We start from the raw sequence: 15,171 nt of genomic DNA on the forward strand, positions 1-15,171 counted from the left end.
CTGAAGGACCCGGCTTTGGCACCAGAGGGGAAGCCCCGCCCGGCCGCTTCGGCGGCCGCGCCGGGCGTGGTTTTACTCAGGTCACATCCTGGCTTTCAGGAGAAGCGCCTTCGCGTAATCGTTCATGGCGCCGGAAGCATCTGTGCGCATGTCCGAGCGGCCGTTGCCACCGGAATTGCCGTTCCCGTTGCTGCCGGGACTCCCGTTGCCCGCGTCATCCGAATTGCCGCTGCCGGAATTGCCGCTCCCGCCGCTGCCGGAGTCTCCGCCTCCGCTCCCGCCGGTATTGTCGGTTCCGGCACCGTCTGGATTCCCGTTGCCGTTGCCGCCCGAGCTGCCGTCGCCTCCGGAGTTGCCGTTGCCGCCCGAGCTGCCGCCGCCGGAGTTGCCGTTGCCGCCGGAATTTTCGTTGCCGCCGCCATCGGGATTGCCATTCCCGTTGCCGCCCGTACTTCCGTTCCCGCCGGCGCTGCCGTTCGTATTACCGTTCCCGGCACCGCCACCGTTACCGCCACTGTTCCCATTCCCGCTGCCACCGGAGTTTTCGTTCCCGCTGCCATTGCCGCCGCCGTTCCCGTTACCGCCAACGTTTCCATTCCCGTTGCCGCCGGAATTGCCGCTGCCATTGCCGCCAGGATTGCCGTTGCCGTTTCCGCGCGAGTTCCCGTTATTCCCGAGCCTTCCCTTCGATCCGGCAGCACGCACCGTTGCGGGTTCGGCCGGCCCCATCTGAGCGCTGATTTCCTCGATGACGTCTGCGGTCGCCGGCGGCGCCTCTCTGACGCTGACGCCGCGGCCGCGCGAAGGCGCAACGGTCGCCTGCATTCCGGCGGTCACGCGGGTGGCGCCCGATCCGCCCTCATCGCTGACATCGACCGCGCCCCGGTCGACGCGAACCGATGATTCCATGCCACCGACCGTTACCTCGAAGGCGGTACCCTTCACGACGGCGGCCAGGTGCGGTGTCTTGACGGTGACGTGCTTGCGCGTCCGCACCTCGACGTCGAGGGCCACGGCGCCGGTGCGCTGCACGACCTTGGTGTTCACGCCGCCGTTATTCCAAGTGGCGACGGCCGCCAGAGTATCGGGGCGAATGAGAATACGCTCTTCGCCGCGTGTCAAAAGCACACGTCCCTGCCGCTGGGTCTGTATCCAGCTTGCATTCGGAAGCTCGATCCCGGGGTGCAATGCGCTCCAACTGCGGCCGTCGGGCGCGTAAAACACGTCTCCGCCGACCTTCTCGACGAGCCATCCCGACGCAAGTGCGTTACTGGCCATCAGGATGAAACCCGCCAGCATACTGATAAAACCGAATTTCATCGGAGATCCTCCTGTACAGTCAAATCGGAGTTTGACCGCCAGCGGTAAAGGTTGTGCAAAGCCGCAAGGAAATTGCCGCGCAAATACCGCGAGAATTCGCGGGAAATGCCGGTCAGATCACGCGCTTCGCCGCGGTGACCGATCGGTCGCGGCCGCGCGCTTGATCCACTGCGCGAAAGGGGGTGGCAGCCGATTCGCGCCGCCGCGCTACTGCCGCGCCCGACGCCAGCCGGCCGCGCGAGCCTCGGCTTCTGAGCAGAACCACCGCTCGCCCTCTGCCAGCGCGACACGCGTTCGGGAATACCAGCGCTGGCCCGGCGCGTGGAAAATGCGGTCACCGTCGCGGGCGATGTTGCCCTTGATCGCGCAGCCATCGGGCGCGGCGGCCGCGTTTCGTGACGCGCGGGCGCGCCGGCCGGCGGCCCGGAACTCGGCCGGGGCGGCGACCTCGGTCGCATGAAGGCCGCGATCGTTGATCGCGGCAGCCTTCTCTTCCAGATCGTAATCCATTGAATAGGCGCGGTATGCAAAGGCCAGGCCGTCGGCGACCATCGCGCGCCCCACGTCTTCGCCGCGGACGATGCACCGTGCTACCGCGCGGCCGTAGCGGTCGGTGTCGAGCACCGTGCAGTCGGCCCGCTGTCCGTCGTAGCGGTCCATCGCCACGCGCGTGACCCACAGGCCGCAATCCCACATCGGCGCGTCGTCGCCGCCGCAGCGCTGATCCCTTTCGGGCGCGTCTATGCCATGCAGACGCACGCGCGTATCGTCCACGTCGATCGTGTCGCCGTCGACCACCCGCACCACGCCCTCGATCGGGTCCGCGGCCACGGGCAGCGCGCCGACCATGAGCACCAACAGAGAACAAACTCTTAACATCCCTCCAGAGATGACTCTGGAGCGATTCGCTTCAAGACCAACGACCGAGAAACGTTAATATCCGGTTAACCAGTTACCGCTGCGAAGAGCGCCAATCGGGATTGATCCAGGGCTGCGCGTTCTTGGGCGGAAGCTGGCGGTCCAACACGTGGTCGGCGATCTTCTCGCCGACCATGATCGAGGGCGCGTTGAGGTTGCCGTTGGTGATGCGCGGAAAGATTGAGGCATCGGCCACGCGCAGCCCCTCCACCCCGATCACCCGGCCCTGCGGGTCGACCACGGCGTCGGGATCATCCGCGCGGCCCATCCGGCAGGTCCCGCAGGGATGGTAGGCGCTTTCGACGTGTTCGCGGATGAAGGCATCGAGCTCGTCGTCGCTTTGCACCGCGGCGCCCGGTTGAATCTCGTGCCCGCGATAGGGGGCGAAGGCCTCCTGTCCCAGGATCTCACGCGTCAGCCGGATGCAAGTGCGGAAGTCGGCCCAGTCCTGCGGGTCGGACATGTAGTTGAACTGGATCCTGGGCGCCTCGGCCGGATCGGGCGACCGCAGCGTGACCTCACCGCGCGAGGCGGATCGCATCGGCCCCACATGGGCCTGGAAGCCGTGCCCCTCGGCCGCGACCTTGCCGTCGTAGCGCACGGCGATGGGCAGGAAGTGGAACTGGATGTCGGGATACTCGACCCCGGCTGCCGAGCGGACGAAGCCGGTGCTTTCGAACTGGTTCGAGGCGCCCGGCCCGCGGCGCGCGAGCAGCCATTGCAACCCGACCCATGCCTTGCCGAAGAGGTTCCAGTACTTCGACAGGCTGATCGGCTGGGTGGCCGCCTGCTGGATGTAAAGCTCGAGGTGGTCTTGGAGGTTCCGGCCGACGCCGGCGCGGTCCGCGACCGGCGCGACGCCGTGTTCGGCCAGGTGCGCCGCCGGCCCGATGCCCGACAGCATCAGAAGCTTGGGCGAGTTGATCGCGCCTGCCGACAGGATGACTTCGCGCCCCGCGCGCAGCGTCTCGGTGCGGCCGCGGCGGATGACCTCGACCCCGATGGCGCGGCCGTCCTCGAAGACCACGCGGCGCACGAGGCCGTTGACGATTCGCGCGCCGAGGCGCTTGGCGGGACGCAGATAGGCGCTGGCCGCCGACCAGCGGGCGCCCTTCCACACGGTCATGTCGAAGGGGCCGAAGCCTTCCTGCTGGTGGCCGTTGTAATCGGGTGTGACCGGGTAGCCGGCTTCGCGTCCCGCCTCGACGAAGGCCTTCACCAGCGGGTTGTCGCGCCGCCCGCGGGTAACGTGCAGCGGGCCGTCCTTGCCGCGCCAGGCGGGGTCCCCGCCATGGGGCCCGGGATGCCAGTGCTCCATCCGCTTGAAGTAGGGCAGCACGTCGGCATAGCCCCAGGCGTCGGCGCCTGTATCGCGCCAATGGTCGAAATCAAGCGCGTGGCCGCGCACGTAGACCATGCCGTTGATCGAGGACGAACCGCCCAGCACCTTGCCCCGCGGGCAGGCCAGTTCCCGCCCGCCCAGGTGCGGCTCGGGCTCGGTCCGGTAGCCCCAGTCGTAGCGCGGCATGTTCATCGGGTAGCTCAGCGCGCCGGGCATGTTGATGAACGGCCCCCAGTCGGACCCGCCGTGTTCCACGACGATGACCGAGCGCCCGGCTTCGGCGAGCCGGTAGGCCATTGCACAGCCGGCGCTGCCGGCCCCGACGACGATGTAATCCGCGTGCATTGGCGGGATCTCCGATGTTTGAGTCCTGCGCCGGGGGCGGAAGCCTCGGGCGGGAATAGGTGAGTCAGATTGGACGGGCGAAGCGGCCTAGAACGGCGCCTCGACATCGCCCATGCGCACGAAGACCGACTTCAGCTGCGAGTAATGCTCGATCGCGGCCTTCGCGTTCTCGCGACCGACGCCGGACAGCTTCGAGCCGCCGAAGGGCAATTCGACCGGCGCGTCGTTGTACGAGTTGACGTAGCAGGTGCCCGCCTTGACGCGGCCGATCACGCGGTGCGCGCGGGCAAGGTCGCGGGTGAAGACGCCGGCGGACAGGCCCATCTCGGTGTCGTTGGCGCGGGCGATCACCTCGTCCTCATCCTCGAAGTCGAGGACCGACAGGACGGGGCCGAAGATCTCCTCGCGCGCGATGGTCATGTCGTCGGTGACGTCGGCGAAGACAGTGGGCTCGATGAAGAAGCCCGGGCCGTCGACGGCCTTGCCGCCTGCGACCAGCCGCGCGCCTTCGGCCTTCCCCTTCTCGATGTAACCCAGCACGATCTCGCGCTGGCGCTCGCTGACCATCGGGCCGAAGTTGGTGGCCTCGTCCAGCGGATCACCCATGACGACGCCCTTCAGCCGTTCGCTCAGCCGCGAGAGAAACTCCTCGCGGATCGACCGGTGCACGAAGACCCGCGTCCCGTTCGAGCAGACCTGACCCGTCGAATAGAAGTTGCCCATGATCGCCCCGCCCACCGCGTTGTCGAGATCGGCGTCGTCGAAGACGATCAGGGGCGACTTGCCGCCAAGCTCCATCGTGACGTTGCGGATGCCTTCGGCGGCGGCGGCGTACACCTTTCGCCCGGTGGCGACCGAGCCGGTCAGCGACACCTTGTCGACGCGGGGATCGGTGACCAGCGCGTGGCCCACGGCGCCCGCGCCCTGCACCACGTTGATCAGGCCGGCCGGCGCGCCGGCCTCGGTGAGGACCTCGGCGATGCGCAGCGACGACAGCGGCGTGGTCTCGGACGGCTTGAAGACCATCGCGTTGCCACAGGCCAGCGCGGGGGCGGATTTCCACGCGATGATCTGGCTTGGGTAGTTCCAGGCGCCGATGCCGACGCAGACGCCCAGCGGCTCGCGGATCGTGTAGCCCCAGTTCTCGCCCAGCTGCACATGCTCGCCAGTCAGCGTGCCGGCGAGGCCGCCGAAATACTCCAGCGCGTCGGCGGCGCTGGCGGCATCCGCCACCAGCGTTTCCTGCAGCGGCTTGCCGGTGTCCCAGGTTTCCAGCACCGACAGCGCATGGTTGCGGTCGCGGATGATGTCAGCGGCCCGGCGCAGCACGCGGCCGCGCTCGGCGCCGGTCATCGCGGCCCACTCGGCCTGTGCCCGGCGCGCGGCGTTCAGCGCGCGGTTGATGATGGCGGGCGTCGCCTCGTGCAGCGTGGCGATGGTCGCACCCGTCGCGGGGTGGATCACCGGCAGGGGCTGGCCTTCTGTATCCTCGACGTACTGGCCGTCGATGAAATGGCTTGCGGGGGGCTGAAGATCGTAGCTCATCGGGGGCCTTTCGTATCAGTCGCGCGGATAGCGCTGGTCGTGCTCGAGCACGTTGAGATCCATGTGGTTGCGCATGTAGCGGTCGGACGCGTCGCGCAGCGGCTGGAAGTCCCACGGGTAATAGCCGCCCTGCCGCAGCGCCTCGTAGACCACGTGACGGCGCGCCTGGCTTTGCCGCACGTCCGCGTCAAAGCGGTCGAGATCCCAGCGCTCGGCCGCCAGCGCGCGAAACGCGTCGAGCGTCTCGGCGTGGGCGTGGTCTTCGGCGAGGTTCGTCAGCTCGTGCGGGTCGGCGTCGAGGTCGAACAGCTGCTCGGGATCGGGCTGGCAGGCGGTGTATTTCCATTGCCCGTGGCGCAGGCAGACCATCGGCGCGATGGAGCCTTCGGCAGCGTATTCCATCGCCACCGGCGTCTCGCGCGCGCCGCCGTCGATCAGCGGCAGCAGGCTTTCGCCGGCGGTCCAGGGGGCGACCTCGTCCATCGACACGCCCGCCAGTGCGCCCAGCGTCGGCGTCACGTCGATGGTCGAGACCGGGTCGGTCACGGTGCGCCCGCCCTGCCCCGGCAGCGCGATCATCAGCGGCACGCGGGACGACCCCTCGAAGAAGCTCATCTTGAACCACAGGCCGCGCTCGCCCAGCATGTCGCCGTGGTCGCTGACGAAGACGACGACCGTGTCGTCGGCCATCCGCATGTCCTGAAGCGTCTGCAGCAGCGTGCCGATCTTGTCGTCGAGATAGCTGATATTGGCGAAGTAGGCGCGGCGCGCGCGGGCGATGTGGTCTTCGGTGATGGCGTAGCTGCGCCAGTCGTTCGCGTCGAACAGCCGCTGCGAATGGGGATCGTGATCGGTGTAATCCATCGCCGGCACGGTCGGCAGGAGGTGTTCGCAATCCTCGTAGAGGTCCCAGAACCGCTTGCGCGCCACGTAGGGGTCGTGCGGGTGGGTGAAGCTGACGGTCAGGCACCACGGCCGCTTGTCGTGCCCACGCGCAAGGTCGTACAGCTTCTGCTGCGCCTGGTGGGCGACGTCGTCGTCGTATTCCAACTGGTTGGTGATCTCGGCTACGCCCGCGCCGGTGACCGAGCCCATGTTGTGGTACCACCAGTCGATCCGCTCGCCCGGCTTTCGGTAATCGGGCGTCCAGCCGAAATCGGCGGGATAGATGTCGGTGGTCAGGCGCTGCTCGAACCCGTGCAGCTGGTCGGGGCCGACGAAGTGCATCTTTCCCGACAGGCAGGTCTGCCAGCCCGCCCGGCGCAGGTGGTGTGCGTAGGTCGGGATGTCGGACGCGAATTCGGCGGCGTTGTCGTAGACGCGGGTCATGCTGGGAAGCTGGCCGGACATGAAGCTGGCCCGCGCCGGCGCGCAGAGCGGCGAGGCCGTATAGGCGTTGGCGAAGCGGGTCGAGCGTTCCGCCAGCGCCTTCAGTTGCGGCGCGTGCAGCCAGTCGGCCGGCCCGTCCGGAAACAGCGTGCCGTTCAACTGGTCGACCATGACGATCAGGATGTTCGAACTCATCGCGTCTCTCCCATCAGCGCGTAGGCGGTCGTGATGACGTGACATGCGGCGCCCTCGACGCCCTGGCTCGACAGCGCGGCGCGCAGGTAGACGCCGTCGATCAGCGCGGCCAGCGTCTCGGCCACCGTCTCGGGGTCGGCACAGCGACCGCGCAACGCTTGCACCAGGTTCGAGCGCAGCCGCGCCTGGTAGACCCGCAGCAGCCGGGCCGCCTGCGCATCGCTGTTGGCCAGCCCGTAGAAGGTCAGCCACGCCGACACGGTGGTCGGCGCAAAGCAGCTTGGCGCGAAATTTGCCGCGACGATCGCCTCGAGCCGCCGACCCGGCGCGGCCGAGGCCAGCGCGGTGCGCACCTCGGCGCCGTAATCGCTCAGGATCTGGCGCATGGCAGCCAAGAAGATCTGCGCCTTGCCGCCGAAGTAATGATGCGCCAGCGCCGTCGACATGCCGGCGCGGCGCGCGATCTGGCCCACGGTCACGTCGAGCGAGCCGCGTTCGCCGATTTCCTCGACCGTCGCGGCGACCAGCGCTGCACGGCGCAGTTGTTCCTGTCCAAGCTTTGGCATGCGGGCTGCTTGCCAGATATTGATTGACCAGTCAATCAATATCCAGGGCAGTCCTTCCCGGCATCTTGTGGGGCCTCAGCCCTTGGTCTCGTTCACAAGCGGGGTCACGCGCCGCTTCAGCACGTGCTCGCGCCACGTGATGAAGACCACCGCGCCCATGATAAGCCCGCCGCCCGCAATCACCCACGGGTCGACCGGCTCGGCGAAGAACAGCGCGCCGATCAGCACCGACCAGACCAGCTGCAGGAACGTCACCGGTTGCGTCACCGTCACCGGCGCGGCGGCGAAGGCCAGCGTCATGGTGAAGTGCCCCGCGGTGGCGAAGGTCGCGACGGCGCAGAGCACCAGAAGCTCCCACCCGGTGGGCCAGACCCAGACCGCCAGCGCCAGCGGCGCCAGCCCGATGGTCACGGTGATCGAAAGCATCCCTACCACGACGGCGGCGCTGACCTCGCCTGACAGGATCTTGGCCGTCAGGTAGGACACGCCGAACAGAAGCGCGGTGCCCAGCATGGCGATATGGCCGGGGTCGAGTTCGCGGAAACCCGGGCGCAGGATCAGCACCGCGCCCACCAGCGCCGCGATGATCGCCATGATGCGCCGCATCGCCAGCGTCTCGCCCAGGAAGAAAACCGCGAGGATCGTGACGTAGACCGGGTTGAGGTAGTTCATCGCCGTGACCTCGGCGATGGGGATGCGGGTCATGGCGTAGAACCACAGCACCACGCCCACCGTGTGCGCCGCGCCCCGAAGCGTGAACAGCCCCCACTGGCGGCGTGTCAGCCTGACGGCGCGCAGGGCGGGCATCATCGGGATCAGGAACACCAGGCCGATCAGGTAGCGCAGGAAGGCCGATTCAGACGACGGGATGCGGCTGCCCAGAAGCTTCACCAGTGCCGTGACCATGACGAAGCACAGCCCCGTCACCACCATCCAGAAGACCCCTGCCCCGGGCCGCTGCGCCGCATTTTCCATGGGCTCAACCCTTGGCGCAACCGCCCGCCGGGGGCAAGGCCCGGCTCCCTCGGGAAGCAGTGCAGCAGCCCCTACCACAGAGCGAAGCATTCTGCACACCAATGGCGATAATCGGCGAGAAGCCGAGCGCGCGGCTCGATTCAAATGCGTTCACTGCGTCGATAAATAGGCGCGGGCGTTTGTGCATGGCGACCAGATCGATCCTTGTCGGAAATAGCTGTCGACAGGTAAAATGGCCAGTGCTACCCCTTTGCATTGAAATCTCGGGGTCTGCGCATGTTTCTATCGGATCGTTTCGTTTACGTAGATCTACAGAAGACCGGCACAGAGGCTGTTTTTCAATGGCTTAAAGATCTGAACTTCGCGCGGCGGCGTCTCGACAAACACGGCAAACCGCCACCGGACGTCATTGATGGCCCGCTGGTGAAATTCGCGACCGTCCGCGACCCGTGGGAGTATTACATTTCCCTATGGGCATACGGTGTCGACGACGGCCGGCGATCTGGACCATACAAATCTCTGACAACCTTTCGCCCACACAAGGGGCGGTCCTTGCGCCTGGCGGGATATCGCGGGGCTCTGTCCTTTCTACCCGCGTTGACGGTCTCCCTCCGGGAAAATCGTGCGGCTAACAGGCGTCTGTACTCAGATGCGAACGATCCCGCTCTGTTCAGGGCGTGGATGCGTAAGGTCATGCATCCACGCTACGCAGCGTTGCTGTCCGGAGCATACTACGCATCCGGCCTGCACCGCTACGCGGGCTTCTACACATATCGCTACTGCAACCTGTATTGCCGCGACGAGAGAACCCTGCATTCCGGGCGCCTGCGCGACCTCGCTTCGCTGCGCGCATTCGAGGAGGCAAACTGCTATATCGACGACTTCATCCAGACCGCAAGACTGACAGCAGATTTCGTCGCCCTGATCGAACGGCACGGATGGGCCGACGAAGAAACGGCTCGCGCGGCGATCGGCGAGAAAGATCGCGTCAACACATCGCGCAAGGGTCTGACCAAGGCCGAGCATTTCTACGACGCAGAGACAGCCGACCTGGTAGCCGAGCGCGAAAGATTATTGATCGACCGCTTCGGTTACAGACGTCCTGACGTCTAGGTAGACCACTGGACCTGGCGTGCAGCTTGCTTCACTGGCGGGATCTAGCCAGCGTGATCCAGCGCCGCCATCACCTCGTCAGAAGCCTCGAAGTTCGTGGTCACGCGCTGCACATCGTCGTCGTCTTCCAGCGCGTCGACCAGCTTCATCAGGCTCTGCATCGAGTCGAAGTCAAGCTCGGTCGTCGTCGAGGGCTTCCAGATCAGCTTGGTCGACTGGCTTTCACCAAGCTCGGCCTCGAGCGCGGTCGCGACCTCGTTCAGGTCGGTGTCGGCGCAATAGACGATGTGACCCTCCTCACCGCTCTCCACGTCCTCGGCACCGGCTTCAATGGCGGCCATCATCACCGTGTCGGCGTCACCGGCCGAGGCGGGATAGACGATCTCGCCCTTGCGCTCGAACATGAAGGCGACCGCGCCGGTCTCGGCCAAGTTGCCGCCATTCTTGCTGAAGGTGGACCGGACGTTCGATGCAGTCCGGTTGCGGTTGTCGGTCATCGCCTCGACGATGATCGCCACGCCGTTGGGGCCGTAGCCTTCGTAGCGGATTTCCTCGTAGTCCTCGCCCTCGCCGCCCGAGGCCTTCTTGATGGCGCGCTCGATGTTGTCCTTGGGCATGGACTGGGCCTTGGCCTCCTTGATGGCGAGGCGCAGGCGCGGGTTCTTGTCGGGGTCGGGGTCGCCCATCTTGGCGGCGACGGTGATCTCTTTCGAGAACTTCGAAAACAGCTTGGCGCGCACCGCGTCCTGACGGCCCTTGCGGTGCTGGATGTTTGCCCATTTGGAATGGCCGGCCATTGGCGGTGCCTCATGCGGATGTCTGGAACTGCGCCCTCTTATCGCATCGCCGCCATCCTTGCCAAGTCCGCCCGCGCCACGCGCCGAAGACGGCTTCCTCGCGTCGTTCCGGCAGGAATCTCGTGGGCGTCGGCGCGGGGGCAGAGCCCCAGACAGCCTACAAGGGGAAGAACACCGGGATCAGCAACGCGGCCAGCACGCCCATGCTGAGGTTCAGTGGCAGCCCGACCTTGATGAAGTCCGAGAACCGGTAGCCGCCCGGGCCATAGACCAGCGTGTTGGTCTGGTAGCCGATCGGCGTGGCGAAGGCGCAGCTTGCGGCGATCATCACCGCCACCACCAGCGGGCGCGGATCGACCCCCACCGCCTCGGCAAGGCCGATGGCGATCGGGGTGACGACCACCGCCACCGCGTTGTTGGTCACCGCCTCGGTCAGCAGCGAGGTCATCAGGTAGACCGCCCAGATCAGCATGGCACCGGGCAGCAGCGCCAGCCAAGGCGCCAGCGCGTCGACGATCAGCGCCACGGCGCCCGATTCTTCCAGTGCAGCCCCCACGGCCAGCATCGCGAAGATGAGCGCCAGCAGCCGGCCCTCGACGAACGAGAACGCTTCGTCCGCGTCGATGCAGCGCGCCAGCAGCACGACCGCCACCGCGACGACCGCCAGCGCCAGGATGGGCGCCACGCCCAGCGCCGACAACACGACGATGCCCGCTAGCGCGCCGATCGCGATCGGCGCATGACTTCTGCGGAACGCGCGCGCAGACGGTTTCGACACGTCGACGAGTTGCATGTCGTCGGCCAGACGGCGGATATCCTCGGCGTTACCCTCCAGCAGCAGCGTATCGCCCACGCGCACCACGAGTTCATCGATCTGGCGACCGATATTCTGGTTCCGCCGGTGGACCGCCAGCGGGTAGACGCCGTAGCGGCGGCGCAAGCGTAGCGCACCCATGCTGCGTCCGACCATCTTGCAGCCCGGCGTGATCAGCACCTCGACCGTCGTCGTTTCCTTGGCCGAGACCTGGTCGACGCGCTTGAGCTCCTTGTTGCGCTGCAACGACAGCAGCTCGGTCATCTGCGTGCGCAGAACCACCCGGTCGCCGACCTGCAGCACCACGCCCTCGAGATTGCGGCGCAGCGATTCGTCGCCGCGGATGACGTCGACCAGCCGCACGCCCTCGCGCTTGAACAGCTGCACGCCCAGGACTTCGCGACCGATCAGGTTGCTGTCGGGGGGGATCACCGCCTCGGTGAAGAACTTCATGCGCGAGCGGTCGGACAGCATCGTCGCCATGCTGTCGCGCTCGGGCAGCAGGAAGCGGCCGACGAACGCAAGATAGAGCAGCCCCCACAGCACGAGGATCGCGGCCACCGGCGTCACCTCGAAGATCGAGAACGGCGCCAGCCCGTGTGCGCGCGCCACGCCGTCCACCAGCAGGTTGGTGGAAGTCCCGATCAGCGTCAGCGTGCCGCCCATGATCGACGCGTAGGACAGCGGGATCAGCAGCTTGGATGGCGCGATGCGCAGCGATTTCGACATCTGCACGAAGACCGGCAGCATCACCACCACCACCGGCGTGTTGTTCATGAAGGCCGAGCCGGCCACCACGCAGGCCAGCACGCCGACGATCGCCACGCGCGGGCGCTCGGTCACCCGTCCCTGCGCATAGGTGGTCAGCCGGTCCAGCGCCCCGGTTCGCACCAGCGCGCCCATCACCAGGAACAACGTCGCGATCGTCCATGGCGCCGGGTTCGCAAGCACGGCCAGTCCCGCATCGTAAGACAGCGAGCCGAGAAGCAGGAGCACCGCGACGCCGCCGATGGCGACCACCTCGACCGGATAGACCTCGCGCACGAAAAGCACGAACATCGCGGCGACGATCGCAAGCGTCGCAACCGCCTGCCCCGTCTGGCCCAGCGTGATCAATTCCATGCGGCGGCCCCAAGACACCCGTTCAACCCGAGGCATCCTGTCGAAGCCCGAAAGGCGGCACAAGCCCGCGCCACGTGGCGCGCCGCCGCAGCCGCGCAAGATCCCGGCGCACCGCCCGCTTCCTGTGCCATCCGCGTCAGCTCAGGGGCCCGCGGCGACCAGCCGCCCGCCCTGGCGCACCATCTCGATGCGGGTGGCGCGCCCGGTCGCATCGTCGGTCTCGACGTAGGTGCCGGACAGCGTGGCCTCGCCCAAAGCGGGCTCGAACCGGGCCTTGCCCATGCCGGTGACGAAACGGCGCATCGGCTCGGTCTTCTCCATCCCGATGACCGAATTGTAGTCGCCGCACATGCCCGCATCCGATTGAAACGCCGTGCCGCCGGGCAGGATCTGCGCGTCGGCGGTGGGGATGTGCGTGTGCGTGCCGACGACGAGGCTCGCGCGGCCATCGCAGAAATGGCCCATGCCCATCTTCTCGGACGTCGCCTCGCAATGCATGTCGACGATGCGCGCCTGCGCCTGCCCGCCCAAGCGCCGCAGCGCGTCGTCCACGGCCGAGAACGGGTCGTCGAAGGGGCGCTTCATGAAGACCTGCCCCAGCACCTGCGCCACCAGCACCTTGCGGCCCCGCGCGTCCTGGAACAGCGCGGCGCCCCGTCCCGGCGCGTTCTTGGCGAAGTTGAGGGGGCGGATGATGCGCGGCTCGGACTCGATCGCCTGCAGCATGTCCTTCTGGTCGAAGGCATGGTCGCCCAGCGTGACGACGTCGGCGCCGGCCTCGAACAGCAGCCTGGCGTGCGCGGCGGTGATCCCCGCCCCGTTCGAGGCGTTCTCGCCGTTGATCACCACGAAATCGAGCCGCCAGTCGCGGCGCAGCGAAGGCAGACGCTCGGTCACGGCCGTCCGGCCGGCCCGTCCCATCACGTCGCCAAGAAACAGAATACGCATGCGCGAAGCAGTAGGGCCGCGGGCGGCGAAAGCAAAGACCGAAACGTGCGTCCGGACGATCCGGACCGGGACACTGTCCCTCCCACGAAAGCCCTTGGCCCGGCGGTGGCGCGAGGCGGACGACAGTTCGATCATGGGACCGGCGATTGCCGCGCGACGGGGCGCGGGCGACCGGCAGCCACAAGCGCGACGCCGAACACGCGCCGCGGGCGGAACCGTGCTGGCAGCGCACGCGAAGACGCGGCGCCCCCTCGGGACGGACGCGCCTCAGATCTGCTTTTCGGGCATCTGCACCACAAGACCGTCCAGCGCATCGGTCACCTTCAGTTGGCACGTGAGGCGCGAGCGGTCCGGATCGGGCTCGAACGCGAAGTCGAGCATGTCCTCTTCCATGTCCTCGCGCTCGGGCAGCTTGGCCACCCAGTCGGGATGGACGTAGACGTGGCAGGTCGAACACGCGCAGGCGCCGCCGCAATCGGCCTCGATGCCAGGAATGCCGTTGTCGCGCGCGCCCTCCATCACGGTCAGCCCGTTGGCGACCTCGACGACGTGCTCGGTTCCGTTGTGTTCGATGTAGGTGATCTTCGCCATGCGCTTGTCCCAGTCTCTGCGTTCGCGTTCGGCCGCATAGGTAGTCGGGCAGGCGCCGCGCTGCCAGCCCCTTCCGGGCGCTTTTCCGGTTCCGGCGCGCGGCCCGCTTGCCGAATCCCGGCTGATGTTCCACATATGTTCCATATAGTGCAGTCCAGGAAGCACCAGCCATGCCCCCTCCCACGCCCCTGCCCTGGCCCCGCCCGCCCGCCTGCGTGCCCGCGGCCTGGCTCGACCGGCCGCCCCCGGGCGCGCGGGTGACGGTGGGCGGGCTGGTGATCCTGCGCCAGCGGCCCGGCACGGCGGGCGGGACGATCTTCATCACGCTCGAGGACGAGACCGGCGTGGTCAACGTCATCGTCTGGCGCAAGATGTACGAACGCTTCCGCCGCGCGGTGATCGCCGGGCGAATGCTGCGCGTCACCGGCCGCCTGCAGCGCGAGGCGGGCGTGACCCACCTGCTGGCCGAGGTGATCGAGGATATCTCGCCGATGCTGGATTCGCTGCTGGACGAGCCTCTTTCGCAAGGCGCATCAAGCGGCTAACCTGCGCGCGACAGGCACGACAGAAGGCCCCAGCGCGGATGCCGAGACCCTCCATGGCCCCTTCCGTGCTTACCGGCGCCGCGCCGGGCAGTGCCCGCCCGGACGGTCCGCGCCGGACGTCCAGAGCGATCCTGCGCCTCGTGCTGGGACTTGCGGTCGCGGGATGCGCGGCCGCGCCGGCGGATCGCGCGCCCGCCCCCGTGCCGCAGCCCCCGGCCGGCTCGGCCCCCGACGCCGAGGGACGGTGCTGGGCGACAGAACCCGTACCCGCGATCTACGAACAGGTCGGCGGAGAGATCATGGTCATACCCGCCGAGACCGCGCCGGACGGCACCGTGCTGCAAGCGCCGGTCTACCGCCGCGCCATGGTGCCGCGCCTCGTCCGCCCCCGCGGCGAGATGCGGTTCGAAGCCCCCTGCCCGGCGGTCATGACGCCCGCCTTCATCGCGTCGCTGCAACGTGCGCTGGCTGCGCGCGGCTTCTACGTGGGCGCCCCCACCGGCCGCATGGACGGTTCCACGCGCAGCGCCGTCAGGCAATACCAAGCGGGCAAGGGACTGAACAGCGACCAGCTGTCGATCGAGACGGCCCGCGCGCTGGGGCTGGTCGTCGTACCGCGTTCCAGCCTCGAGTAGCGCCCGCCCCGCATCGAGCGCCGGCCGGAAAACGAAAAAGGGCGCCCGAAGGCGCCCTCGTGCAACCCTGT

14 protein-coding genes are annotated in these 15,171 nt (G+C 67.6%); 3 read left to right on the forward strand and 11 right to left on the reverse strand.

The genetic code is table 11. The features are described 5' to 3' along the window. Positions 1–81 precede the first annotated feature (81 nt). The 7 genes from BLW27_RS05640 to BLW27_RS05670 form a co-directional block, all read right to left on the reverse strand. Positions 82–1,320, reverse strand: coding sequence for a FecR domain-containing protein (locus BLW27_RS05640; protein ID WP_218141088.1), 1,239 nt, complete (start codon positions 1,318–1,320; stop codon positions 82–84). Between the two features lie 207 nt (positions 1,321–1,527). Further along, on the reverse strand, positions 1,528–2,169 hold the full coding sequence (locus BLW27_RS05645; protein WP_483862380.1) for a thermonuclease family protein: 642 nt from the start codon (positions 2,167–2,169) through the stop codon (positions 1,528–1,530). Between the two features lie 103 nt (positions 2,170–2,272). After that, a complete protein-coding gene (betA, locus tag BLW27_RS05650) occupies positions 2,273–3,925 on the reverse strand; it encodes a choline dehydrogenase (protein WP_089880520.1) in 1,653 nt (550 codons plus the stop codon). 87 nt (positions 3,926–4,012) lie between these two features. Beyond that, on the reverse strand, positions 4,013–5,470 hold the full coding sequence (gene betB / locus BLW27_RS05655; RefSeq protein ID WP_089880523.1) for a betaine-aldehyde dehydrogenase: 1,458 nt from the start codon (positions 5,468–5,470) through the stop codon (positions 4,013–4,015). 15 nt (positions 5,471–5,485) lie between these two features. Further along, the gene (gene betC, locus BLW27_RS05660; protein ID WP_089880526.1) at positions 5,486–6,994 is read right to left on the reverse strand and encodes a choline-sulfatase; all 1,509 of its coding nucleotides are present in this window, start codon (positions 6,992–6,994) and stop codon (positions 5,486–5,488) included. Beyond that, entirely contained in the window at positions 6,991–7,560 is a 570-nt protein-coding gene (betI, locus tag BLW27_RS05665; RefSeq protein ID WP_089880529.1) for a choline-binding transcriptional repressor BetI, read from the reverse strand. Before betI ends, betC begins: the two co-directional genes overlap by 4 nt. Before the next feature lie 75 nt (positions 7,561–7,635). Continuing rightward, positions 7,636–8,535, reverse strand: coding sequence for a DMT family transporter (locus tag BLW27_RS05670; RefSeq protein ID WP_245710786.1), 900 nt, complete (start codon positions 8,533–8,535; stop codon positions 7,636–7,638). A gap of 276 nt (positions 8,536–8,811) precedes the next feature. Here BLW27_RS05670 and BLW27_RS20620 point away from each other — a divergent pair, with 276 nt between their 5' ends. Continuing rightward, complete coding sequence (locus BLW27_RS20620; protein WP_143042205.1) at positions 8,812–9,648, forward strand: hypothetical protein; 837 nt, start codon at positions 8,812–8,814, stop codon at positions 9,646–9,648. Positions 9,649–9,692: 44 nt separating this feature from the next. Here the strand turns inward: BLW27_RS20620 and BLW27_RS05680 are convergent, their stop codons facing one another. The 4 genes from BLW27_RS05680 to BLW27_RS05695 all read right to left on the reverse strand — a co-directional run bounded on the left by BLW27_RS05680 (position 9,693) and on the right by BLW27_RS05695 (position 13,920). After that, positions 9,693–10,445, reverse strand: a complete 753-nt coding sequence (locus BLW27_RS05680) for a YebC/PmpR family DNA-binding transcriptional regulator (protein WP_089880535.1) — start codon at positions 10,443–10,445, stop codon at positions 9,693–9,695. Positions 10,446–10,602: 157 nt separating this feature from the next. Further along, complete coding sequence (locus tag BLW27_RS05685) at positions 10,603–12,381, reverse strand: SLC13 family permease (protein ID WP_089880538.1); 1,779 nt, start codon at positions 12,379–12,381, stop codon at positions 10,603–10,605. A 141-nt stretch (positions 12,382–12,522) separates the two neighbouring features. Then, positions 12,523–13,329, reverse strand: a complete 807-nt coding sequence (locus BLW27_RS05690; protein ID WP_089880540.1) for a TIGR00282 family metallophosphoesterase — start codon at positions 13,327–13,329, stop codon at positions 12,523–12,525. Between the two features lie 267 nt (positions 13,330–13,596). Continuing rightward, complete coding sequence (locus BLW27_RS05695) at positions 13,597–13,920, reverse strand: 2Fe-2S iron-sulfur cluster-binding protein (protein ID WP_089880807.1); 324 nt, start codon at positions 13,918–13,920, stop codon at positions 13,597–13,599. A 170-nt stretch (positions 13,921–14,090) separates the two neighbouring features. On the opposite strand from BLW27_RS05695, the gene BLW27_RS05700 reads away from it, so the two are divergent. Further along, positions 14,091–14,465: an OB-fold nucleic acid binding domain-containing protein gene (locus BLW27_RS05700; RefSeq protein WP_089880543.1), complete on the forward strand. Its 375-nt coding sequence runs from the start codon at positions 14,091–14,093 to the stop codon at positions 14,463–14,465. A 53-nt stretch (positions 14,466–14,518) separates the two neighbouring features. Next, complete coding sequence (locus tag BLW27_RS05705; RefSeq protein ID WP_089880546.1) at positions 14,519–15,100, forward strand: peptidoglycan-binding domain-containing protein; 582 nt, start codon at positions 14,519–14,521, stop codon at positions 15,098–15,100. Positions 15,101–15,171: the final 71 nt, after the last annotated feature.

Source organism: Citreimonas salinaria, assembly GCF_900107235.1.
Lineage (GTDB): Bacteria > Pseudomonadota > Alphaproteobacteria > Rhodobacterales > Rhodobacteraceae > Citreimonas > Citreimonas salinaria.